The sequence below is a fragment of the Streptomyces sp. NPDC051963 genome, from assembly GCF_044593495.1.
In the GTDB taxonomy this organism is placed as follows: Bacteria; Actinomycetota; Actinomycetes; order Streptomycetales; family Streptomycetaceae; genus Streptomyces.
Genome location: NZ_JBIUCC010000017.1, coordinates 106,528 through 129,721, shown reverse-complemented (window position 1 = coordinate 129,721; position 23,194 = coordinate 106,528). Strand labels below are relative to the sequence as shown.

The 23,194-nt window shown below is 70.3% G+C and carries 20 protein-coding genes; 10 read left to right on the top strand and 10 right to left on the bottom strand.

The window, feature by feature from the left end:
* Positions 1-259 precede the first annotated feature (259 nt).
* Positions 260-1,129 carry a biotin--[acetyl-CoA-carboxylase] ligase gene (locus ACIHFB_RS44370; protein ID WP_400129831.1) on the top strand — a complete coding sequence of 290 codons (870 nt, stop codon included), beginning with the start codon at positions 260-262 and terminating at the stop codon, positions 1,127-1,129.
* Positions 1,130-1,343: 214 nt separating this feature from the next.
* Positions 1,344-2,525 carry an adenylate/guanylate cyclase domain-containing protein gene (locus ACIHFB_RS44365; protein WP_365284061.1) on the top strand — a complete coding sequence of 394 codons (1,182 nt, stop codon included), beginning with the start codon at positions 1,344-1,346 and terminating at the stop codon, positions 2,523-2,525.
* A gap of 47 nt (positions 2,526-2,572) precedes the next feature.
* Here ACIHFB_RS44365 and ACIHFB_RS44360 read toward each other — a convergent pair whose 3' ends face one another.
* The gene (locus tag ACIHFB_RS44360) at positions 2,573-3,115 is read right to left on the bottom strand and encodes a hypothetical protein (protein WP_400129830.1); all 543 of its coding nucleotides are present in this window, start codon (positions 3,113-3,115) and stop codon (positions 2,573-2,575) included.
* Between the two features lie 253 nt (positions 3,116-3,368).
* On the opposite strand from ACIHFB_RS44360, the gene ACIHFB_RS44355 reads away from it, so the two are divergent.
* The 3 genes from ACIHFB_RS44355 (at position 3,369) to hutH (ending at position 7,165) form a co-directional block, all read left to right on the top strand.
* Positions 3,369-4,175: an enoyl-CoA hydratase-related protein gene (locus tag ACIHFB_RS44355; RefSeq protein ID WP_365284065.1), complete on the top strand. Its 807-nt coding sequence runs from the start codon at positions 3,369-3,371 to the stop codon at positions 4,173-4,175.
* 221 nt (positions 4,176-4,396) lie between these two features.
* Complete coding sequence (locus ACIHFB_RS44350; protein ID WP_365284067.1) at positions 4,397-5,539, top strand: GGDEF domain-containing protein; 1,143 nt, start codon at positions 4,397-4,399, stop codon at positions 5,537-5,539.
* Between the two features lie 87 nt (positions 5,540-5,626).
* On the top strand, positions 5,627-7,165 hold the full coding sequence (hutH, locus tag ACIHFB_RS44345) for a histidine ammonia-lyase (protein WP_365284553.1): 1,539 nt from the start codon (positions 5,627-5,629) through the stop codon (positions 7,163-7,165).
* A gap of 54 nt (positions 7,166-7,219) precedes the next feature.
* Here hutH and ACIHFB_RS44340 read toward each other — a convergent pair whose 3' ends face one another.
* Both ACIHFB_RS44340 and ACIHFB_RS44335 read right to left on the bottom strand, forming a co-directional pair.
* A complete protein-coding gene (locus ACIHFB_RS44340; protein ID WP_365284069.1) occupies positions 7,220-8,008 on the bottom strand; it encodes a hypothetical protein in 789 nt (262 codons plus the stop codon).
* A gap of 41 nt (positions 8,009-8,049) precedes the next feature.
* Positions 8,050-8,355: a hypothetical protein gene (locus ACIHFB_RS44335; protein ID WP_365284071.1), complete on the bottom strand. Its 306-nt coding sequence runs from the start codon at positions 8,353-8,355 to the stop codon at positions 8,050-8,052.
* A 109-nt stretch (positions 8,356-8,464) separates the two neighbouring features.
* Between ACIHFB_RS44335 and ACIHFB_RS44330 the strand changes: the two genes are divergently transcribed.
* Positions 8,465-8,833, top strand: a complete 369-nt coding sequence (locus ACIHFB_RS44330) for a hypothetical protein (RefSeq protein ID WP_400129829.1) — start codon at positions 8,465-8,467, stop codon at positions 8,831-8,833.
* Between the two features lie 216 nt (positions 8,834-9,049).
* The gene (locus ACIHFB_RS44325; RefSeq protein ID WP_365284075.1) at positions 9,050-10,312 is read left to right on the top strand and encodes an Ig-like domain-containing protein; all 1,263 of its coding nucleotides are present in this window, start codon (positions 9,050-9,052) and stop codon (positions 10,310-10,312) included.
* A gap of 95 nt (positions 10,313-10,407) precedes the next feature.
* Here ACIHFB_RS44325 and ACIHFB_RS44320 read toward each other — a convergent pair whose 3' ends face one another.
* The 3 genes from ACIHFB_RS44320 to ACIHFB_RS44310 form a co-directional block, all read right to left on the bottom strand.
* Positions 10,408-13,698, bottom strand: coding sequence for a S8 family peptidase (locus ACIHFB_RS44320; RefSeq protein ID WP_400129828.1), 3,291 nt, complete (start codon positions 13,696-13,698; stop codon positions 10,408-10,410).
* A gap of 285 nt (positions 13,699-13,983) precedes the next feature.
* Positions 13,984-14,664, bottom strand: a complete 681-nt coding sequence (locus ACIHFB_RS44315) for an ABC transporter ATP-binding protein (protein WP_365284079.1) — start codon at positions 14,662-14,664, stop codon at positions 13,984-13,986.
* A gap of 85 nt (positions 14,665-14,749) precedes the next feature.
* The gene (locus ACIHFB_RS44310) at positions 14,750-16,201 is read right to left on the bottom strand and encodes an ABC transporter permease (protein ID WP_400129827.1); all 1,452 of its coding nucleotides are present in this window, start codon (positions 16,199-16,201) and stop codon (positions 14,750-14,752) included.
* Positions 16,202-16,336: 135 nt separating this feature from the next.
* On the opposite strand from ACIHFB_RS44310, the gene ACIHFB_RS44305 reads away from it, so the two are divergent.
* The gene (locus ACIHFB_RS44305) at positions 16,337-17,107 is read left to right on the top strand and encodes a group II truncated hemoglobin (RefSeq protein ID WP_400129826.1); all 771 of its coding nucleotides are present in this window, start codon (positions 16,337-16,339) and stop codon (positions 17,105-17,107) included.
* Between the two features lie 16 nt (positions 17,108-17,123).
* On the opposite strand, the gene ACIHFB_RS44300 is transcribed toward ACIHFB_RS44305, so the two are convergent.
* Positions 17,124-18,041 carry a helix-turn-helix transcriptional regulator gene (locus ACIHFB_RS44300; RefSeq protein ID WP_365284087.1) on the bottom strand — a complete coding sequence of 306 codons (918 nt, stop codon included), beginning with the start codon at positions 18,039-18,041 and terminating at the stop codon, positions 17,124-17,126.
* A gap of 170 nt (positions 18,042-18,211) precedes the next feature.
* On the opposite strand from ACIHFB_RS44300, the gene ACIHFB_RS44295 reads away from it, so the two are divergent.
* Complete coding sequence (locus ACIHFB_RS44295; protein WP_365284089.1) at positions 18,212-19,252, top strand: NAD(P)-dependent alcohol dehydrogenase; 1,041 nt, start codon at positions 18,212-18,214, stop codon at positions 19,250-19,252.
* Positions 19,253-19,301: 49 nt separating this feature from the next.
* On the opposite strand, the gene ACIHFB_RS44290 is transcribed toward ACIHFB_RS44295, so the two are convergent.
* The 3 genes from ACIHFB_RS44290 to ACIHFB_RS44280 form a co-directional block, all read right to left on the bottom strand.
* Positions 19,302-20,375 carry a FecCD family ABC transporter permease gene (locus ACIHFB_RS44290; RefSeq protein ID WP_400129825.1) on the bottom strand — a complete coding sequence of 358 codons (1,074 nt, stop codon included), beginning with the start codon at positions 20,373-20,375 and terminating at the stop codon, positions 19,302-19,304.
* A 239-nt stretch (positions 20,376-20,614) separates the two neighbouring features.
* A complete protein-coding gene (locus tag ACIHFB_RS44285) occupies positions 20,615-21,622 on the bottom strand; it encodes a FecCD family ABC transporter permease (RefSeq protein WP_400129824.1) in 1,008 nt (335 codons plus the stop codon).
* A complete protein-coding gene (locus ACIHFB_RS44280) occupies positions 21,619-22,671 on the bottom strand; it encodes an ABC transporter substrate-binding protein (RefSeq protein ID WP_400129823.1) in 1,053 nt (350 codons plus the stop codon). The genes ACIHFB_RS44285 and ACIHFB_RS44280 overlap by 4 nt, the downstream gene beginning before the upstream one ends.
* Positions 22,672-22,781: 110 nt before the next feature.
* Between ACIHFB_RS44280 and ACIHFB_RS44275 the strand changes: the two genes are divergently transcribed.
* Positions 22,782-23,165 carry a VOC family protein gene (locus tag ACIHFB_RS44275; RefSeq protein WP_365284094.1) on the top strand — a complete coding sequence of 128 codons (384 nt, stop codon included), beginning with the start codon at positions 22,782-22,784 and terminating at the stop codon, positions 23,163-23,165.
* Positions 23,166-23,194 lie beyond the last annotated feature (29 nt).

The window sequence follows — 23,194 nt, the reverse complement described above, 5'->3', positions numbered from 1 at the left end:
TTGGCGTGCTGCTTTTCGACGGCGCGTGCGGAGCCGGCGTGCGTCGCTTCCTCGATACGGCGCTGGAGATCCGCGAGCTTGCCCGCGGTGGTGTGGATGTCGATCCCTTGGGGCTCTTGGATCTCGTGACGCTCTTCCGGCTCGGACATCGGGATGGCGCTCCCTGCCTGCTCAAAAGGGGGGACGGTTACTCATCCGTAGCGTAGTGGGGTGCCTACCAATCGGCAGTGCGGCGTTTACCACACCTAGGGTGGCTTGCATGACGCCGCGAGATGCAGCAGAGCCGAACGACAGCAGCAGGTGGTCCGACCTGGACCGGCCGCCCCTCAACGCCACCGCGCTGCGACGGGGGCTCGTGCGGGAGGACTCACTGTGGTCGGAGGTGTCGCTCGTGCCGAGCACCGGCTCCACCAACTCCGACCTCGTGGCCCTGGCGAACGCGGGCAAGGCGGCCGAGGGCGCGGTCCTCGTCGCCGAGGAGCAGACCGCGGGGCGCGGGCGCCTCGACCGGCAGTGGACCGCTCCGGCCCGCTCCGGCCTCTTCTTCTCCGTCCTGCTCACCCCCACGGACGTGCCGGTGCAGCGCTGGGGGTGGCTCCCGCTGCTCACCGGCGTCGCGGTGGCGACGGGGCTGTCGCGGGCCGCGGGCGTCGATACGGCACTCAAGTGGCCCAATGACCTGCTGCTGACCGTCGCCGGTGAGGAACGCAAGGCCGGCGGAATCCTCGCGGAGCGGGCGGGCGCCGCCGGTGTGGTGGTGGGCGTCGGCATCAACGTCACCCTGCGTGAGGACGAGCTCCCGGTGCCGGGCGCCGGTTCGCTGGCCCTGGCGGGGGCCGTGAGCACGGACCGGGATCCCCTGCTGCGGGCCGTGCTGCGGTCGCTGGAGGAGTGGTACGGGCGGTGGCGGTCGGCCGGCGGTGATCCGGCGGCGAGCGGGCTCCAGGAGACGTATGCGGCGGGATGCGCGACGTTGGGGAGGAAGGTGCGGGCCGAGTTGCCCGGAGACCGGTCGGTCACCGGTGAGGCGGTGGCGATCGACGGGGACGGGCGGCTGGTGCTGGCGGCGGCGGAGGGGGTGCAGGAGCCGGTGGGCGCGGGGGACATCGTGCACTTGCGACCGGCGTGAGCGGGGTGCCCCAGAGGGCGCGGGGCTGTATCGACATGCGGCTCCGCCACGTGGGCGCGACCGGCCACGACGGCCCCGCAGACCCCGGCGGCCGAACGCGGCCCCGCGGCGGAGCCGCATATTCGGCACAGCCCACGGAGTGACCTGCCGCACATCTGCCGTAAAGTTGACCGCGGTCGATACCTGACCGCGGCAGATCGGAAGGGCAGCAGGCGTGACCGTCGACGACACGGGCTCCGGCAGGGACCCGGACGGCCGGGTGGATGCGCTCTCGGCTTCGATCGAGCGGCGGGACTCCCATGACCGGGAGGACCCGCAGTCCGCCGACCCCGGCGGGGACCCCCTCGCCCTGCGCCTCGAACAGCTCATCCTCGGCGCGGAGCGGCGCTACACCCCCTTCCAGGCAGCCCGCAGCGCGGGTGTCTCCATGGAGCTGGCCTCCCGCTTCTGGCGGGCGATGGGCTTCGCCGACATCGGACAGGCCAAGGCGCTCACGGAGGCGGACGTACTGGCGCTGCGGCGGCTCGCCGGTCTCGTCGAGGCGGGGCTGCTGAGCGAGGCGATGGCCGTGCAGGTGGCGCGCTCCACCGGGCAGACCACCGCCCGGCTGGCCGAGTGGCAGATGGACTCCTTCCTGGAGGGCCTGACCGAGCCGCCCGAGCCCGGTATGACGCGCACCGAGGTGACGTACCCGATCATCGAGCTGCTCCTGCCGGAGCTGGAGGAGTTCCTCGTCTACGTCTGGCGGCGCCAGCTCGCCGCCTCCGCGGGCCGGGTCATCCAGGGCGCCGACGACGAGGAGATGGTGGACCGCCGCCTCGCCGTGGGCTTCGCGGACCTCGTCGGCTTCACCCGGCTGACCCGCCGCATGGAGGAGGAGGAACTCGGCGAGCTGGTCGAGGCCTTCGAGACCACCGCCGCCGACCTGGTGGCCGCGCACGGCGGACGGCTCGTCAAGACGCTCGGCGACGAGGTGCTCTACAGCGCCGACGACGCGGGCGTCGCCGCGGAGATCGCCCTGCGTCTGATCGAGACCATGGCGCACGACGAGACGATGCCCGAACTCCGCGTCGGCATCGCCTTCGGCACGGTGACCACCCGAATGGGCGATGTCTTCGGTACGACGGTGAACCTCGCCTCGCGGCTGACGTCGATAGCGCCCCGTGACGCCGTCCTCGTCGACAGCGCCTTCGCCGAGGAGCTGATCCGTACCGGCGACGCCCCGGCGTCCGAGGCGGAGGCGGCCGAGGCCGCGGCCGCCGCGGAGAAGGAGGGCGAGGAGCCGCCGGCGTTCCGCTTCGCGTTGCAGCCGATGTGGCAGCGGCCCGTGCGGGGACTCGGCGTGGTCGAGCCGTGGTTGCTCACTCGGCGGGCGCCGGCGCCCGCCGGCGAGTGAGTCCGGTTTCCCCGAGCCCCTCAGGTGGCTTGAAGTTTTCTGTCCTGTCAGTCGTTGATCGTCAGTGGGTCCACGCACAGGCCGATGACCGGGATGCAGATGCCGGGCCGGTCCGGTGTGGGGGCCGGGGAGTCGGTGGGCCGCGCGGGCGTGGGTGTCGGCTGCGGGGAGTCGGTCGCGGTCGCCGACGCGTCGGGCGTCCCGGGGACGGCCGGGTGAGCGCGCGTGGGCGCGGGGGCCGTCGTCGTGGCCTTCGTGGGCGGCGCGGACGGCGTCTTCGTGGGTGAGGGTGCCGTGCCGGGGCCGCGCCTCACGGACGCGGCCGTGGGGATCGCGGTGGGGGAGGCCGCGAGGGTGGCTTCGGTGTTCGGCGACTGGTCGGTGCCGGTATCGGGGCGGGGCTCGGCCTCCGCGGTGCCGAGATTGCTGACGTCGGAGTCGGGGGTCATGCGTACGAGGCTCAGGACACCGGCGGCCAGGGCGAGGCCTCCGGCGGCGAGGAACACCTTGCGGGGGCGCGGTTTGCGGTGGCGGCCACGCTGACGTGATGGTGTGTCCTGGTTCGTGGTCGTCGCCGGCGTGTCCGTCACCGCGATCCCTCCCCCCATGCGTTCCCCCATGCGTTCCCCATGCGTTTCGCGCCCCCGTTGCGCGTGGCGCTGCGCACGTTATGCGCTCCCGTGGGAGGTCACGCCGGAGTCGGGCGGGATGTCACTCGAAGGGGGAGTTCGAGGGGAGTTCGGGGGCCGGGCGGGAACCGGCGTCGGCCTTTCCCTGGCCCCGGGGTGGCTGCGATGATCGGGACGCAGGCTGTTGTTAACCCGCGTTAACCCGGAGGGTGTCATGAGCGAGGAACGGTTCGGGGAGTTCGTGCTGGTGCGGCGGCACGGTGAGGGTGTCGGGCATGTCGCCGAGCTCGCCCTCGACCGGCCCAAGGCCATGAACGCCGTGTCGACGGAGATGGCCCGTTCCGTCGCGGCGGCGTGTACCGCGCTGGGGGACGACAAGGACGTACGGGTGGTCGTGCTGACGTCGACCCATGAGCGGGCCTTCTGTGTCGGGGCCGATCTGAAGGAGCGGAACTCCTTCAGCGACGCCGAGCTGGTGCGGCAGCGGCCGGTGGCGCGGGGTGCGTACACCGGGGTGCTGGAGCTGCCGGTGCCGGCGATCGCGGCCGTGCACGGGTTTGCGCTGGGCGGTGGGTTCGAGCTGGCCCTGTCGTGCGACGTGATCGTGGCCGACCGGACGGCCGTCGTGGGGTTGCCCGAGGTGTCGGTGGGGGTCATTCCGGGCGGTGGCGGTACGCAGCTGCTGCCGCGGCGGGTGGGGGCGGCGCGGGCCGCCGAGCTGATCTTCTCGGCGCGGCGGGTCGAGGCGGAGGAGGCGCGGGAGTTGGGGCTGGTGGATCAGCTGGTGGAGGCCGGGCGGGATCGGGAGGAGGCGTTGGCGCTGGCGTCTCGGATGGCGGCGAATTCTCCTGTGGGGCTGCGGGCGGCGAAGCGGGCGTTGCGGGTGGGGTTCGGGCTCGATCTGCGCGCCGGGCTGGAGGTCGAGGACGCCGCGTGGCGCACGGTGGCGTTTTCGGGGGACCGGGCGGAGGGGGTGGCGGCGTTCAACGAGAAGCGGCGGGCCGAGTGGCCGGGTGAGTGACTCGCCCCCGCCAAAGGGCTCCGCCCCCTGCACCCCCATCGGCCTGAACGGCCTCGTCCTCAAACGCCGGACGGGCTGGAATGGCTGAGGTGGGTTCGTTCTGGTCCCGGGGTGTCCTCGGTCGCCGGGCGGTCACCCCGGATGAGCCGCACCGACCGTGCCGCCCACCTGTTCGCCGCATCAATGTCCCGGTTCGCCCGGTTTCTCCCTAGCCTGGAGTGATGGGTGAGGACATCCGGCTCGCAGCTGTCGTGGCGTTGGCGCAAGGGATGGCGGCCGCGCACGGGTCGCGTGACGCCTGGCGGGCGGCGGCTGTCGGGGCGTGCCGGGCGCTCGGAGGGAGTTTTGCCGCGCTGTCGGTGTGGGAGCGGGACAACGGGCGGCTGCGGGTGCTCGTGAATGTGGGGGAGCGGGCGGCCGGCGAGGTCGAGTTCCCGGAGGACGAGGCGTACCCGGTGCATCAGTTCCCCGAGATCACCGAGTTTCTGCACGAGCGCTGGGCCGGCGGCGGAGAGCCGGACGCCTGGGTGGAGACCGCCGACGGTCCGGCAGCCGGCCGGCCCGGATACATCCATCAGCGGGTCGCCGCCCTGCGGCGTCGCGGACGCGGCTGCTGCGTCGTCGCCCCGATCGTGCTGAACGGACGGGCCTGGGGCGAGCTCTATGTCGCGCGGGCCGTCGGCGAACCCGTCTTCGACCGGGCCGACGCCGACTTCGCCACCGTCCTCGCCGCCGTCGTCGCCGCCGGGATCGCCCAGGCCGAGCGGCTGGAGGAGGCGAGGAGGCTGGCGTACACCGACGCGCTCACCGGACTGGCCAACCGCCGGGCCGTCGACGTACGTCTGGAGGAAGCCATCGAGCGCCATCGCGGCCAGGGCGTCGTCGTCAGCCTCGTCGTCTGTGATCTCAACGGGCTCAAGCGCGTGAACGACACCCGCGGGCACGCCGTCGGGGACCGCCTCCTCGAACGGTTCGGGTCCGTGCTGTCGCTGTGCGGTGCCATGCTCCCCGGCGCCCTTGCCGCCCGTCTCGGCGGCGACGAGTTCTGTCTGCTCGCGGTCGGCCCGCCCGCCGACGAGGTCGTCCGGGCCGCCGACGAACTGTGCCGCCGGGCCGCCGAGTTGGAGCTGGGGGACGGGGTCGCCTGCGGGGTCGCGTCCACGGAGGATCCCATCGGACCCGTCCGTTCCGCCCGCCGTCTGTTCCGGCTCGCGGACGCCGCCCAGTACCGGGCCAAGGCGGTCAAGGCCACCAAGCCGGTCGTCGCCGGACGCGAAGGCCCCGACGATCCCGTCGTGCGACTGGCCGATGAGCCGTCCCGCGACAACGGCGCCGAGCGACGCCGGTTCCGCGGGCGGCACTGACGCCGGTGTGACCAAATCGGTAAGGGGCGAAAGCGTCCACCACTCGTGACACCGGCGCATTCACTGCGTACGCTCCTGAATATGGATATGCACACTGTGGTGGTGGGGACGTCCGGGGTCACCGCGTCCGACGTTCTTGCCGTGGCGCGCGCCGGCGCCCGGGTCGAGCTCTCCGCGGAGGCCGTGGCCGCCCTCGCCGCGGCCCGCGAGATCGTGGACGCGCTGGCCGCCAAGCCCGAACCCGTCTACGGCGTGAGCACCGGCTTCGGTGCCCTGGCGACCCGGCACATCAGCCAGGAGCTGCGGGGCCGGCTCCAGCGCAACATCGTCCGCTCGCACGCCGCCGGCATGGGGCCGCGGGTCGAGCGGGAGGTCGTACGGGCGCTGATGTTCCTGCGGCTGAAGACCCTCTGCTCGGGGCACACCGGTGTCCGGCCCGAGGTCGCGCAGACCATGGCCGACATCCTGAACGCCCAGATCACCCCCGTCGTGCACGAGTACGGCTCCCTCGGCTGCTCCGGCGACCTGGCCCCGCTGTCCCACTGCGCCCTCACCCTCATGGGGGAGGGCGAGGCGGAAGGCCCCGACGGGACGCTGAGGCCCGCCGGAGAGCTCCTCGCCGCGCACGGCATCGCGCCCGTCGAACTGCGCGAGAAGGAGGGCCTCGCCCTTCTCAACGGCACCGACGGCATGCTCGGCATGCTGGTGATGGCCCTCGCCGACCTCGACACCCTCTACAAGTCCGCCGACGTCACCGCGGCCCTGTCGCTGGAAGCCCTGCTCGGCACCGACAAGGTCCTCGCCCCCGAACTGCACGCCATCCGCCCGCACCCGGGCCAGGGCGCCTCCGCCGCCAACATGCTGGCCGTGCTGAAGGGTTCGGGCCTCACGGGGCACCACCAGGGCGACGCGCCCCGCGTCCAGGACGCCTACTCGGTGCGCTGCGCCCCGCAGGTCGCCGGCGCCGGACGGGACACCATGGCCCACGCCCGGCTGGTCGCCGACCGCGAGCTGGCCTCCGCCGTCGACAATCCCGTCGTACTTCCCGACGGCCGGGTCGAGTCCAACGGCAACTTCCATGGCGCGCCCGTGGCTTACGTGCTCGACTTTCTCGCCATCGCCGTCGCCGACCTCGCGTCGATCGCCGAGCGCCGTACCGACCGGCTGCTCGACAAGAACCGCAGCCACGGTCTGCCGCCGTTCCTCGCGGACGACGCCGGGGTGGACAGCGGGCTGATGATCGCCCAGTACACGCAGGCCGCGCTGGTGAGCGAGCTGAAGCGGCTGGCCGTACCGGCGTCGGCGGACTCGATCCCGTCCTCCGCGATGCAGGAGGACCATGTCTCCATGGGCTGGTCGGCGGCCCGCAAGCTGCGTACGGCCGTCGACAACCTCACCCGGGTCGTCGCCATCGAGCTCTACGCCGCCACGCGCGCCGTCGAACTGCGTGCGGGGCTGACCCCGGCGCCCGCGTCGCAGGCCGTCATCGACGCCGTACGCGCGGCGGGGGTCGAGGGTCCCGGTCCTGACCGGTTCCTGGCGCCCGACCTCGCGGCGGCGGACGCGTTCGTTCGGGACGGGCGGCTGCTGGCGGCCGTGGAGACCGTCACCGGGCCGCTTCAGTAAGGCGGTCGGGACGGTCGGGGCCCTGCCGTACGGCGACGGCAGGGCCCGGGACGGTCACTTGAGCTTGGCCGCCTGGGCGGTGGTCACGGCCGACGGGACCTCGGCCGCCTTGCCGGTGCCCATCGTGGCGAAGTCCACCGTGTAGTACGTGGCGACGGTGTTGCCCTGGCGCACCACCTGGGTCCTGAAGGCGGCCGTGCCCTCGCCGTCCATGTCGGAGTCCAGGACGAAGGCGACGGACTCGTCGCCGCCCGCGGAGCCCTGCTCCGAGGAGACCTTGGTGATCTTCTGGGTCTCGCCCTGGGCCGTGATGGTGAACCCGCCGGCGCAGGCCGCGATCCCGTCGGAGACGGCCTTGAGCGCCTGCTCGGCGCCGTCGCCCTCGTACGAGGAGAGGCCCACGAAGGTCATGTTGACCGAGAAGGCGTTCTCCAGGTCGGCCTCGGTGGGGTCCTCGGCGGACTCGGAGGCGGCGTCCGACGCCGGGTCCGCGGTGACCGTGTTGCTCGCGCCCGTGTCCGTGTCGCCCGGCGCGAGACCGGCCATGGCCCAGGCGAGCGGCCCGCATTCGGCCTTGTCGGTCTTCACCTCGCTCTTGGACTTCGGCAGGGTGTCGTCGCCGGAGGCGACCTTGTAGCCCTCGATCTCGCCCTCGGCGAGCAGCAGCTTCTCCAACTCGGCGGCGCTGAGCGCCTTGGCGGCCCGGTTCGGCGAGGAGGAGCCCTCCGCGTCCGACGCCTTGGCGCCGCCCGACTCCTCGCTCGAACAGCCGGTGACAAGGGCGAGCGACAGCACGCTCACGGCGACCGTGGCGGCTGTACGCACGCCCGATGATCTCTTCATGGGCGGACTATGGGGTTCAAGTCAAAGGTACGTCAAGTGCTTTAAAAACCCAGTCGTTCACGGCGTACCGAATACACCACGAACCCGGCACCGACGGCGAGGCAGAAGCTCCCGCCGATGACATAGGGGGTGGTGTCGAAGCTTCCGGTGTCGGCGAGTCGGGTGCCGTCGCCGGAAGCCGTCGTGGTCACCCTTGCCTGTGTGGTGACCTGCGAAGTCGGGGTCGCCGAGGGTTCCGGTCTCGACGGTCCGTCCCAGGACGCGTTGGCGGAGGGGACGAACCACAGGGCGCCCAGCAGGGTTCCCGCGGCGGTGGCGGTCAGCAACGGACGGCGAGCGGATGACACGGAATATCGATCCCCTTGTGGCGCTGGCGAATTGGCCGTGTGAGGCGATGTTAGTGAAAGGCGCGGGTCACGGGAAAGTCACGGGGGCCATGAGTCGTACGCTCCGGGCATGAGCACTTCTGAGACATCACGTTTTGTACGGATTCGCGTGGAGCTCGTGATCGAGGTCGACGATGCCGACGACCTCACCGAAGCGGCACTTGCCCGCATTGCGGACGGTGCGGATATGCCGGCCGAGGAGCGGGCCCACGCCGAGAGCGCTGTGACGGAAGACACGGCAGAGGCTCTCGCGTATCTCGTGGACCCGTTCGACCTGGTCAGCGAGGTGCCGGGGATCGAGCTCCAGCAGGCTTCCTGGAGCAGCGAGCAGATCGAGTACGACCCGGATTCGCCCGAGTGGGACCTCGACGAGGATGATGTCGACGAGGACGACGGCGACGAAGAAGACGCGAAAGACCTGAAAAGCGCGGTCGGCTGACGCGGCTTGGGAAAATCGTGACCCCGGGCGGCAACCGCCGCCCGGGGTTTCGTCGTCTCATGGGGCGCACTGACCGACATGCGCACCATCCGCCCCGCGGACGTGGTGCGCCCCACACATCCGAAGGATGTGGAACGGGACGAACCGGTCGTAGCGTTGATGTTCTTGATGATGTTTGTTCACGGGGGCTTTCGGGGTTTTGGGGATTCGGCAACGATGGAGAAGCGTGTGATAACGGACAGTAAGCGGCGCAGGGGCCTCATGGCCGCGTCCGCACTGCTCGGCGGTGTCCTGGTGCTCTCGGCCTGTTCCGGCGGCGACAGCAACGCCTCCGACGGCGGCAACGAAACCTCGCAGGCGAATGTCGACGAGGCGGCGGCCAAGAAGACCTCCGAGGCCCAGATCAAGATCACGCCGAAGGACGGCTCGGACAACGCATCCATCAACAACGGCACCGCCGTCACCGTGAGCAAGGGCACGCTCACCGAGGTGACCATGACGACGGCCGAAGGCTCCGCCGTCGAGGGCGAGATATCCGCCGACAAGACCAGCTGGAAGCCCAGCGCCCAGCTGGAGCGGTCCACCACCTACAAGGTGACGGCCGAGGCGAAGGACTCCGACGGCCGCGTCGCCCACGAGAACGCCTCGTTCAGCACGGTCTCCCCGGCCAACAGCTTCCTCGGCTACTTCACGCCGGAGGACGGCTCCACCGTCGGAGTGGGCATGCCGGTGTCGATCAACTTCGACAAGGCGATCACCAACAAGGCGGCCGTCCAGAAGGGCGTCACCGTCACCTCCAGCAGCGGCCAGGAGGTCGTCTGCCACTGGTTCAACGACACCCGCATGGACTGCCGGCCGGACGAGTACTGGAAGGGCGGCTCCACCGTCACCCTGAAGCTCGCGCTCGACGGCGTCCAGGGCTCCGAGGGTGTCTACGGCGTACAGCAGAAGACGGTCACCTTCACCATCGGCCGCAACCAGGTCTCGTACGTCGACGCGAACACCAAGCAGATGAAGGTCACGCAGGACGGCCGGACGATCAAGACCATCCCGATCTCCGCCGGTTCGCCCGAGAACAAGACGTACGAAGGCGTCATGGTGATGTCCGAGAAGTTCAAGGAGACGCGCATGAACGGCGCGACCGTGGGCTTCACCGACGACGACGGCAAGGGCGAGTACGACATCAAGGACGTGCCGCACGCCATCCGCCTGTCCAGCTCCGGCACCTTCATCCACGGCAACTACTGGGGTGCGGACTCGGTCTTCGGCAGCACCAACACCAGCCACGGCTGCGTCGGCCTGAACGACACCAAGGGCGCCAACGACAAGGGCACGGCGGGCTACTGGTTCTACAACAACTCCATCGTCGGTGACGTCGTGGTCGTCCAGAACACCGGCGACAAGACCATCGCGCCGGACAACGGCCTCAACGGCTGGAACATGGACTGGGCGCAGTGGAAGGCGGGCTCGGCGGTCTGACCTCCGGCTCCTCCCACCGAACAGCGAAGCGGCCTGTACGGGACTCAAGGTCCCGTACAGGCCGCTTGCTCATTGCCTGTTACCTGCCGTGCCTGTTACTTGCCGTAGTACGCGTTGTAGATCGAGATCGTCGACTTGTTGTTCTTCTTGTCGGTGATCTTGGCGTGGAAGGAGATCGCCTTCCCCTTCGCCGGGTTCTTCGCGGTGATCTTGCCGTTCGTCACGGTGACCTTCTTCCAGGTCTGGCCGTAGTCGTACGACACGTACACCGTCAGCGACTTGAGGTTGCTGCCCTTGGCCGAACCCTCGACGACGACCGGGATCTTGACCGTCTTACCGGCCTCGACGCGGCTGTCCGGGCCCGTGGTCGCGTTGAAGCGGACCGTGGAGGCCGGAAGCTTGGCGAAGTCGGCCGGCTTCTTGGAGCGGAAGGTGAAGCTCGCGTCGATCCGCGTGGACGCGGCCGCGACCTTGACGCTCCGCTTGACCGAGGTCGTCAGCTTGTACTCGGCGTCGCCGGCCGGGACCTTGAACGCCTTCTCGCCGATCAGCGGGTCGTCGTTGGTGCCGACCTTGGTGCCGTTGCGGTACAGAGAGGTGCTCACCGAGGTGAACAGCGACTGGCCCGCGTGCCCGGCGCTGTCCGCGAACAGCGGCAGGGACCCGTAGATGTTGTTGCCCTCACGGAACAGCCCGAAGTCCGAGTTCAGCTTCGGACCGAAGACCGCCTTGTTGAAGGTCTTCTTGTAGGTCTTGCCCGCCTGGAACGTCTGCGGGGTGCCCAGCGAGTAGTACGCCTCCAGGACCGGGAAGCCGTCCGCGTCCTTGCCGCCGTACTGCTCGACGTCGTACGTCCACTGGATCTTGTCGGACGTCGACAGGTACAGCGTGCGTGTGCCGGGCAGCTTCTGCGCGACCGAGGACCCGAAGACGGCGTCCTCGGGGAAGAGCCCGATGGTGAAGATCCCGCCGGTCTTGTCGGCGGCGGCCGCACCGATGTCGGTCTTCACCTTGGCGAGCTCGCCCGCCGTGAAGTGCCGGACCTTGTCGCCCTGGATCTTCTTGACCTTGGCGGTGGTGGCCACGTCGTACTCGGTGTCGGCGCCCTTGGTCCACTGACCGTTCCAGGTCTGGGTGAGACCGGTGACCTCCCCGCCGAGGTGCGCCATGCGCACATTGGCGAAGGAGTCGAGACCGACGCCGATGCCGAGGCCCGCCGCCGCGTAGGAGTAGCCGATCATGCCGAAGGTCTGCTTGGCCGCGGCGTCCGGCACGGTGATGTCGGCCGCCTTGGTCGTACGGGCGTCGATCGTCACCGAGGTGTTCTTGGTGACGCTCAGCTTCGGCTGGACCAGCCAGTCGATGCCGCCCTCCAGGTTCACGAAGTCCTTCGCGATCCAGGCGTCCAGCAGATAGGTGCCCTTGGCCACGCGCATGGTGGTCGTGCCCGACTCGCTGGCCGGGACCTGGTAGACGCGGTCCGTGCCCAGACCCGAGTAGCCGAGCAGAATGGTGTTGTACTCGGACGGCTGCCCGTCCTTGCCGATGTGCTTGACCGTGACGTCGTACGACTCGACCTCACGCTGCACCGCGGCCGCCGTACGGACACTCTGGCCGCCGCCGGTCGCCGTCACATACGCGGAGTACGCGCCGTCGAGGGCGCCGCCCAGCCTGGTGTCGGCGGTCATGTCGACGGTGGCCTTGCCGCCCGCCGGGACGGTCACCGTGGTGGCGCCGAGCTTGAAGAAGCCGGCCGGAGCGGCCTGTCCCTTCGGGTCGGTGGCCGTGGAGGTCAGCTTGAGCGTGACGTCGCTCGTACCGAGGTTGCGGTACGTCAGCGCCTTGGTCACCGGCTTGTCGTCGGTGTGCGGCCACTGCTGCGTGCCGAAGCTCACCGACACCGGGTCGGCGATCACGGTCTGCTTGATGGCCTTGTCGACCTGGATCCGGCCCGAACCCTGCTGGAACGGCGTGTACTTGCCGCCCTTGGTGGAACCGGTCAGCGCGCCCTTGAGCTCGGCGAACGTCCAGTCCGGGTGCTGTTGCTTGAGGATCGCGGCGGCGCCCGCGACATGCGGCGTCGCCATGGACGTACCGGAAATGGTCAGGTAGCCCGCCGGGTTCTGGCCGACTTCCTGGTCGATGACGCTGCCCGGGGCCGCGGCGGCCGTGATGTCCACGCCGGGCGCGGTCACGTCCGGCTTGATGGCGCCGTCACCGACGCGCGGGCCGGTGCTGGAGAACGGGGCGAGGACGTCCTTGTCGTCGACGGCGCCGACGGTGAGCGCGGCGTCCGCGGAGCCGGGCGAACCGACCGACTCCGGGCCGGAGTTGCCCGCCGCGATGGCGAAGAGGATGCCCTTCTCGGCGGACAGCTTGTTGACCGCCGCCTCCAGCGGGTCCACCTCGGGGGTGTCCATGCCGCCGAGGCTGAGGTTGACGACGTCGGCGCCCTGGGCGGCCGCCCACTCCATGCCGGCGAGGATGCCGGAGTCGTCACCGGAGCCGGTGTCGTCGAGGACCTTGCCGTTGAGGATCTTGGCGCCGGGCGCGACACCCTTGTACTTGCCGCCCGACTTGGCGCCGGTGCCCGCCGCGATGGACGCGACGTGCGTGCCGTGACCGTAGTGGTCGGTGGCGTCGGCGGCCGGCGTGAAGTTCTTGGACTCGATGACCTGGGTCTTCAGGTCGGCGTGGGTGGCGTCCACACCGGTGTCCAGGACGGCGATCTTGACGCCCTTGCCGTCGTAGCCGGCGGCCCACGCCTTCGGGGCGCCGATCTGCGGCACGGAGACGTCGAGGCTGGCCTTGCGGGTGCCGTCGAGCCAGACGTGCGCGATGCCGGAGGCCGTCCGGTCGCCGTTGGTGACCGCCTCCCACAGCTCGGGCGCGTCCTGCTGCGGCGTCTGCACCGCGTCCGCGTTCAGGGACTTGAGGGTCCTGCGGAGCGTGCCCGCGTCCCGGACGTCGGACTTGGCGGCCGTGGCGGCGCCCTGGTAGCCGACGATGACCTTCAGACCGTTCTTCTGGGACGAACGGGTCGCGGACTTGTTCAACTCGGTGATGTCGAACAGCCGCTGGTCGAGCTTGCCGGTGGCGACCAGACGGGCCGCGTCGGCGGGTATGACGAGCGTGTGCCCGTCGTCCTCGCGGACCTGCACGGGTATGTGCCTGCGCTCCTCCGCCCGCTCCAGGCCGACCACTTGGCCCTTCGCGTCGACGGCTACCCGGTCACCCGTGATGAGCGTGATGCGGTGAGGCGCGGCGAGCTTCGCGGAGCCCGGGGCCGCGCTCTGCTCGGGTTTCGCCGACGCCGGGCTGGTCATGCCCGCTGCGAGGGCGACGGCGGCCGCTGTGGCGACGGTGGCCGCGCATGCACTTTTCACTTGTCTGCGCAAATTTCCCCCAACCTGAGGTACCGGGTGAATTCCCCGTTCACCCGGCCGGGGGTCGTCTCGCACGCATGCGCGTGCTCCCCCCGGATTCGGCAGTATGCCGGTGGAAGATCAGGCACCTCAATAGACAAGTGACGGACAGGATTGTTCTGTTACGGGATCGACGGACGGCCCGGTGCCGAATTCCGGCCACTTGTCTCGCCGTTCTGGTCGTCACGGATGCGACCGCCGCCCGGTGTCCTCTGCACAGCGGGGGTCGCACCCGTGTCGTCTCGACTAGACGGCCTTCTCCTTGACCGAAATACGGCCCTTCCGAATGGTGGCCACGCGCGGGGCCTTCTTCGCGATCGAGGAGTCATGGGTGACCATGATGAAAGTGAGCCCGAACTCCTTCCACATGGATTCGAGTACGTCCATGATCTCGTCGCGCATCGACTCGTCGAGGTTGCCGGTGGGTTCGTCGGCGAGCAGCACCTTCGGCTGCTTCACCAGCGCCCGCGCGATCGCCACGCGCTGCTGCTGACCGCCGGACATCTCGCCCGGCAGATGCCCGAGCCGCTCGCCGAGCCCGACCGACTTCAGCGCCTCGGCCGCCCGCTCGCGCCGCTCCTTCGTCTTCACCCCCAGGGGTACCAGCGCGGTCTCGACGTTCTCCTGCGCGGTGAGCGTGGGGATCAGGTTGAAGGACTGGAAGACGAAGCCGATGTTCTCGCTGCGGACCTTGGTGAGCCGGGCCTCGGAGAGCCTGGCCAGGTCGATGCCGTCGAGGACGACTTCACCCGCGGTGGGCCGGTCCAGGGCGCCGAGCATCTGGAGCAGGGTGGACTTGCCGCCGCCGGTGGGGCCCTGAATGACCAGGCGGTCGCCGTCGGAGATGGTGAGGTCCACGCCGTCGAGGGCGCGGACGGTTTCCTTGCCTCGGGTGTAGTGCTTGGTGACGCTTCTGAGTTCGTACATGTGGATGGCTCCTGGGTGGGGTTCGGGGTGGTGCGCGTCGGTTGTGGCTGCGGGGTGCCGCGGCGGCACCCCACATGCGAGTCGGCTACTCGACCCGGCGCAACGCGTCCGCCGGACGCAGCCTCGACGCTCGCCAGCCGCCGAACGCCCCCGCGATCAGGCCGCCCGCCACCGCCAGACCCACCGCGATCGCGACCGTCGTCACGCTCACGGGAGCCGTGAGAGCCACGTCGAGGGTCTGGGAAGCCGTCCGGGCCGCTCCGCCGCCGAAGCCGCCACCGCCGCCGGGGCCGCCGCCCGTGCCACCGCCGCCGCCACCGCCCAACTGGGCCTGAAGCGTCGGGCTGATCGCCGTCACCACATATGCGCCCGCGAGGCCGATGGCGATACCGAGCGCGCCGCCCAGCAGGCCGTTGACGATCGCCTCGCCGACGACCTGCCGGGTCACCCGGCCCGACTTCCACCCCAGCGCCTTGAGCGTGCCGAACTCGCGCACCCGGCGGGAAACGGCGGAGGAGGTCAGCAGCCCGGCGACCAGGAAGGCCGCCACCAGCACGGCGATCGACAGCCACCTGCCGACGCTCGTCGCGAGGTCGGACGCGGTGGACAGGGAGCCGGAGACGGTGTCCGCGAGGTCCGCGGAGGTCGTCACGGTCGTACCCGAAATGTTCTTCTGGATCGTGGACTTGACGCTGTCGATCTGCTGCGAGTCGGCGGCCTGGACGTAGATCGTGGTGACCTTGTCCTTGGAGTCGCTGAGGGTCTGTGCCTGCTGCAACGGGATGTACAGGTTCGCCGCCGAGTCACCGCTGTCGGCCGTGGCGATACCGATGACCTCGAACTTCACGCTCTTGACGGTGACCGTGGAACCGACCTTCAGCGACTTCTCCTTGGCGTAGGAGGAGTCGGCGATGACGACCTTCGCGTTGGTCTCCGACGACTTGAACGTACGACCGCTGGTGATCTTCGAGGAGGTCAGCGGACCGAGCGCCGGCTTGGTGACGTCCGTGCCGTAGACCGAGTAGTTGTCGACGTCGAAGTCGGCGCCACCGCCCCGCACTTCGCCCTCCGGCTGACCGCCGCCGCCCCCGCCGCCGCCACCCCCGCCGCCGCCCTGCTGGAACTGGCCGGGCGTGAAGTTGCCGTTCACCTTGAGGACCTGGAGGCTGAGACCGCCGACCGCGTCGGAGACGCCGTCCTGGTCGCCGACCTTGGCGATGGTGGAGTCGGCCAGGGTCTGGAAGCCCTGCACCATGACCCGGTCGCTGCTCTGTTCCTCCTCGCCGTTCGCCGCGTCGAACTGGAAGCGAGGACGTTGCTGTGAATCATCCGATTGTGCCGGGGCCGCCTTGGTGACGGTCATGTCCGTACCGAGCCCGTACAGCGACTCGAGGACCTTGTCCTGCGCCTTCCCCATGCCGGAGGACACGGAGTTGACCACGATGACCAGCGCGATACCCAGCGCGAGGCCGGAGGCGACGACGAGGGCCGCCTTTCTGCGGCGGCGCAGCTCGCGCCTCAGGTAGGTGAAGAACATGCGCCGCAAGCTAGGTACGCACCGTGATGAAGGGATAAGGCCGGGATAAGAGATGCATGAGAAGGCTGTACGCGACCCAGGAGCGAGCCCGTATATCGCTGTCAGAGCCGGTCGTGTCGTGCTTGTGTGGGCCCTATGACCGCGCACAGCGTCGAATACATCCGGTACCGCATCCCCGAGCAGCAGTCGGCGGAGTTCCTGGCCGCCTACACCCGAGCCGCGGCCCAGCTGGCGGCGGCACCGCAGTGCGTCGACTACGAACTGACGCGCTGCGAGGAGGACTTCGAGCACTACGTCCTGCGCATCACCTGGACATCGACCGAGGACCACCTGGAGGGCTTCCGGAAGTCGGACCTGTTCCCCGACTTCCTCTCCGCGATCCGCGCGTACATCGGCCACATCGAGGAGATGCGCCACTACCGGCCCACGACGGTACGCGGCACGGGCGCGTCCGTGCCGACGCTGTACGCCTGGGCGGGCGGCGCGGAGGCCCTCTCCCGTCTCACGGACGCCTTCTACGACCGGGTCCTCAAGGACGACCTCCTGGCCCCGGTCTTCGCCGGCCTCGCCCCGGAACACGCCGAGCATGTCGCCCTCTGGCTCGGCGAGGTCTTCGGCGGCCCGTCCGCCTACTCCGAGACCCAGGGCGGCCACGGCCACATGGTCGCCAAGCACATCGGCCGGAACATCACCGAGCCCCAGCGCCGCCGCTGGGTGAACCTCATCCAGGACGCCGCGGACGAGGCGGGCCTGCCGACGGACGCCGAGTTCCGCTCCGCGTTCCTGGCGTATGTGGAGTGGGGGACCAGGCTGGCGGTGTACTTCTCGGGCCCGGACGCGACACCGCCCGCCGAACAGCCGGTGCCGAAGTGGGGCTGGGGTGCGGCACCGCCGTATCAGGGCTGATCACCGCGGGGTCCGGTCAGGCCGAGGGCGCTGAGGTCCCGGTTCCCGCCCGTGTCGCGTCCGTCCCCCAGCTCGCCAGCAACCGCATCGCGTCCGCCGTGGGCGACCCCGGTTCCGGGTGGTAGACGACCATCGTCTGCTCGGAGTCGTCGGGCAGCCGGAACGACTCGAACTGAAGGTCCAGATCGCCGACCAGCGGATGGTGCAGCCGCTTGAGGCCGTGGCTCTTCTCCTTGACGTCATGGGTCGCCCACAGCCGCCGGAAGTCCTCACTCTTCACGGAGAGCTCGCCGACCAGGGCGGACAGCCGCGAGTCGTCGGGGTAGCACCCGGCGTCCATGCGCAGCAGACAGACGATGTCGATCGCCTTCTGCTCCCAGTTCTGGAACAGGTCCTTGTACTCGGGCCTGAGGAACACCAGCCGTGCCCAGTTCCGCTCCCGCTCCGGCAGCTCGCCCCAGTCGCCGAAGACGGCCGCGGCCATCCGGTTCCAGGCCAGGATGTCCGTCCGCCGCCCTCCGACGTAGGCCGGAACGTCGTCCATGGTGTCCAGCAGCTGCCGCAGCGACGCCCGCACCTGCTGCGTCCGCCCCGACTGCTTCTTCTTGTGCTGCTTGGGCTTCGCCAGATGCGTGAGATGGGCGTGCTCGGCGCCGTTCAGCCGCAGCGCACGGGCGATGGCGTCCAGTACCTCCGCCGACACGTTCCGTCCGTTGCCCTGCTCCAGGCGCGTGTAGTACGCCACGGACACCCCGGCCAGCTGCGCCAGCTCCTCACGGCGCAGCCCCGGCACCCGGCGGTGCCGTCCGAAGTCCGGCAGCCCGACGTCCTCCGGCTTCAGCCGGGCACGCCGGCTGCGCAGGAACTCACTGAGCTCCGCACGCCGGTCCAGGGCCCCACCGGTCTCACGCAGAGGTTCGGGCTGTTCGTCCATGCCTCAAGTATTCACGGTCGTACGCACACGAGCCTGACCCCAGCAGTAGTAGGACCAGCGAACGTACACAGAGCTGTGACCTGGGTGAATGCCGACGGCTCCGGCACGCTGGACGTCGTGCCCGGTCAGAAGGCGACCGGGGGCGCATATCCCGCTAGGAGAACCCCGGCATGACCACTGTTGCTGCGTACGCCGCACCCTCCGCCAAGGCTCCGCTCGAGCGCACCACGATCGAGCGCCGCGCGGTCCGCGAATTCGATGTGCTGATCGACATCAAGTTCGCCGGTATCTGCCACTCGGACATCCACCAGGCCCGCGAGGGCTGGGGCGAGGCCATCTTCCCGATGGTGCCCGGCCACGAGATCGCCGGCGTCGTCTCCGAGGTCGGCCCCGGCGTCACCCGGTTCGCCGTCGGCGACCGCGTGGGCGTCGGCTGCATGGTCGACTCGTGCCGCGAGTGCGACAACTGCAAGGCCGGTCTGGAGCAGTACTGCGTCAAGGGCAACGTCGGCACGTACAACGCCCTCGACAAGGACGGCGAGCCGACCTACGGCGGCTACTCCGAGAAGATCGTCGTCGACGAGAACTACGTCGTCCGCATCCCCGACGGCATCAAGCTCGACGAGGCGGCGCCGCTGCTCTGCGCCGGCATCACCACGTACTCCCCGCTCAAGCACTGGAACGCCGGCCCCGGCAAGAAGGTCGCGATCCTCGGCATGGGCGGCCTCGGCCACATGGGCGTCAAGATCGCGCACGCGCTCGGCGCCGAGGTGACGGTGCTCTCGCAGTCCCTGCGCAAGAAGGACGACGGCCTGAAGCTGGGCGCCGAGCACTACTACGCCACCAGCGACCCGAAGACCTTCGAGGACCTCCGGGGCACCTTCGACCTGATCCTGTCCACGGTCTCGGCGCCGCTGAACCTGGACCAGTTCCTGTCCCTCCTCAGGACGGACGGCGCCTTCGTGAACGTCGGCGCCCCCGAGGAGCCCGTCGCCCTCAACCTCTTCTCGGTGATCGCCGGCCGCAAGACCCTCGCCGGCTCCGGCATCGGCGGCATCCAGGAGACCCAGGAGATGCTGGACTTCTGCGCCGAGCACGGCTTCGGTGCCGAGATCGAGCTGATCGGCGCGGACCAGATCAACGACGCGTACGAGCGGGTGCTGGCGAGCGACGTCCGCTACCGGTTCGTGATCGACACCGCGACGATCTGAGTCGGTGCCCGAAGGCCCCGGAGGCGCGTCGGCCGCTCCTCCGGGGCCTTCAGCGTGCCGTTTCGGTACGGCGGCCCAGCAGCCACAGCAGATACGGCCCACCTACGAGCGAGGTGAGCGCGCCGACCGGGATCTCCAGCGGGGGCAGCAGCGTACGGGCGGCGAGATCGGCGGTGACGAGGATTACCGCGCCGGTCAACGCGGCGTTGAAGAGGGGGAGTTGGGGTGTACGGGTGAGGCGGCGGGCCAGCTGCGGTGCGGTGAGGGCGACGAAGCCGATGGGCCCCGCCGCGCCGGTCGCCGTCGCGGCGAGCACCACGCCGAGCACAGTGAGGCCGAGCCTGACCCGGTCCACCCTTACGCCCAGAGCCGCCGCGGTGTCCGGATCGAGGCCGAGCGGCCGCAGCGCCCGGCTCGCCCACACCAGCGCCGGCAGACACAGCACCATGACGGTCGCGAGCGGCCCGGCCTGCTCCCACCCACGCCCGTTGAGACTCCCGGTCAGCCACAACTTGACCTGCTCGGCGGCCTCCAGCTCGCTGTCGGTGACATAGAGCTGCACGACAGCGGAGAGCGCGACACCGATCCCCACCCCCGTCAGCACGAACCGACTCGGCTGCATCCCGCGCCGCCACGCCAGCACGTACACGAGCGCCGCCGCCGCGAGCCCGCCCGCGACGGAGACGACCGGCATCGCACCGGGGGAGGCGACCACGCCGGTCGCCAACGCCACCACGGTCGCGGCCGCCGCCCCATGCCCGACCCCGATCACATCCGGACTGGCCAACGGATTCCGCGTCACGCTCTGCACCAACGCCCCCGCCACCCCGAGCGCGGCCCCCACCAGCCCCCCGACCACGATCCGCGGCACCCGCAACTCATTCACGACAAGCTCATGGGCCCCCGCCCCGCTCCGAACGGTCCGCCACACCTCCCCCGGCGACACGAACGTCTGCCCCACACACGCGGACACGACCATGACACCCCCGAGCACCAGGAGCAGGACGACACCGACAACAGCGGACCGACGATGCAGAAGAAGCGAAACACCGGGCCAGGGACGGAGCGGGCTCCATCCACGGGGGGCCGATCCCGCCCAGCAGCGGTCACTGGGCCCCGTCAAGCTGCGCGCACCCCGCCCCGCCAAGCTGCGGGCATGCGTGCCGCCTGGGGCGGCACGGGTGGGCGCAGGCGGCACCCCGTCAGCGCCGGGTTGCGCGTCCCACCCCCGGCTGGCATCAGCGCGCGGCGCCCCGTCAGCGCCGGGCTGCGAGTCGTGCCTCTGGTCGGCACCAACACGCCGCACCCCGTCACGCCGGGCCCCGCGCCCCACCCCCGGCCGGCCCCACCGCCGCGCCCCGCTCAAGACACCGCACCTCTCCGACGTACCAGCACCACCAGCACCGGCACCCCCACCAACGCGGTCATCACCCCGGCCGGCACCTCCGCAGGAGCCCGCACCACCCGCCCCACCACGTCCGCACCGAGCAGCAACCCCGCCCCGAGCAACGCGGACAACGGCAGCACGCTCCGATACCCACCCCGAGGCACAAGCCGTCGCGCGACATGCGGCACCGCAAGCCCCACGAACGCGATCGGCCCCGCCGCGGCAACCGCCGCCGCGGTCAGCAGCGTTGCCCCCAAAGCCGCCGCCACCCGCACAACCCCCACCCGGTGCCCCAACGCCCGCGCGGTCTCGTCCCCCAGCGCCAGCGCATCCAGCCCCCGCGCACAGCCCACCACCAGCACCGCACCCCCCACGAGGAACGGCAGCATCTGCCCCACGGTCCCGGCGTCCCGCCCACTGAGCGCCCCCACCTGCCAGAACCGGAACTGGTCCAACGTCGAGGAACTGGACGTGAGGACGACGGTCGTACCCCCCGCGGCCATCGCCGACAACGCGGTCCCGGCCAACGCCAGCTTCACCGGCGACGCCCCACCCCGCCCGCGCGCGGAAATGCCGTACACCAGACACGCGGCCAGCACGGCCCCGGCGAAGGCGTACCAGACGTACCCCCCGAACCCGTTCGCGAGCCCGAGGACGAGCGCGAGCACCACCCCGGCCGCCGCCCCCTGGCTGAGCCCGAGGATCCCGGGGTCGGCGAGCGGATTCCGGGTGACCGCCTGCAACGCCGCCCCGGCCATCCCGAGCGCGGCCCCGGCGGTCAGCCCCACTTCGGTCCGCGGCAGCCGCAACGACCGTACGACGAGCGCGTCGGCCGAACCCCCGCCGTGCAGCAGCGCGTCGACGACCGCGGACGGCGGCACCGCGCGGGTGCCGACGGCGAGGCTGAGCACGCCGACGGCGGCCACGAGGAGCGTGACCGCCGGCCAGACGAGACAGACGCGCCAGACGCGACGGGGCTTCACTTGCCTATGTGCTCGGCGAGCTGTCGTACGACCAGACGCGCGGCGGTGGGACCGGCGTTGAGGTACCAGGGGTCGTCGTCGACCTTCACCGCGTGCCCGGCCGTCACGGCCTTCATCGACTTCCACAGCGGCCCGGCCAGCACGCTCGCCGCGTCGGTCTCGCCCGCGTCACCCTGCACCGAGTAGAAGATCCAGTCCCCGTCGGCGACATCGACGCTCTCCGGCCCGATGTCCTCCGAAATGCCGTTGAACTGCTGCGACTTGGGCCGCGACAGCCCCATGTCGACGGCGATGGACCCGGTGAAGGAGGAGATGCCGAACATCCGCGTACGGTCGGGCGTGAACCGCACCATCGAGACGGTGGGATCCCCGAGGTCCGCTCCCTTTTCGCCGGCCTGGGCGGTGATGTCCCGCACCAGCTCCTGCGCCTGCTGCCCCTTGCCGACCGCATCGCCGACCAGCAGCAGATCCCGCTTCCAGTTGATGCCGTTGCCGGCGGTGACGACGGTCGGCGCGATCTTCGACAGCTTGGGGTAGAGGTCGCCGAGCGAGTCGTTGACCAGGATCAGATCGGGCTTCGCCGCGGCGAGTGTCTCCAGATTGGGCGCCTGCCGGGTCCCCGCGTCGGTCATCGCGGCGAGCTTCTTCTTGTACGACGGGAAGGCGTCCGCCAGATAGTCCGGTACGAGCCCGGCGTTGTCACCGCGGGTGGCGGCCGTCGGGACGACACCGAGGGAGAGCAGGTCGTCGAGCTGCCCGGTGCTGAGGACGGCGATCTTCTCCGGCTCGCTCTTGATGGTCGTACTGCCCTGGAAGTGCTTGACCGTCCGCGGGAAGGCGCCGTCCTCGTCGGTGTCGGAGCCCATGCCGTCGGCGAGAGCGCTCGGCGCGGCGGACGGCCCGTCGGTGTCCGAGGAGGCGCCGATGACGGGGTTGCGCGCCCCGTCGGCAGCCGTCTTGGCATCGTTGTCGGAGGCCGAGGAGCAGCCCGCCATCAGCCCTCCGACGAGGGTCGCGGCCATGACGGCCTTCCACTTCAACGTACGCACGATCTTCTCCGACCTGAACAGGGCACAGTCACCGACTCGCTAAGGCAAGCCTTACCTTAAATGACCTCGGAGTATCTTGGTGCGTGAGGCTGCGTGAGGAGGCCCACACGATGACCGTCGAGCTGAACCACACCATCGTCGCCGCACACGACAAGAAGGCGTCGGCCCAGTTCCTCGCCGACATCCTGGGACTGGAAGTCGGCCCGCCCTACGGCCCGTTCATCCCGGTGCAGATCCCCAACGGCGTGACCCTCGACTACCTGGAGACATCCGGCGAGATCACCCCGCAGCACTACGCCTTCCTCGTCTCCGAGGACGACTTCGACACGATCTTCGCCCGCATCCAGGACGCCGGCCTGGCCTACTGGGCCGACCCGTTCCACAGCCGTCCCGCCGAGATCAACCACAACGACGGCGGCCGCGGCACGTACTTCGACGACCCGAACGGCCACAACCTGGAAATCATCACGAGGCCGTACGGCAGCGGCGGCTGAGGCTGCCGCAGCCCCACTTGGTCGCCTCC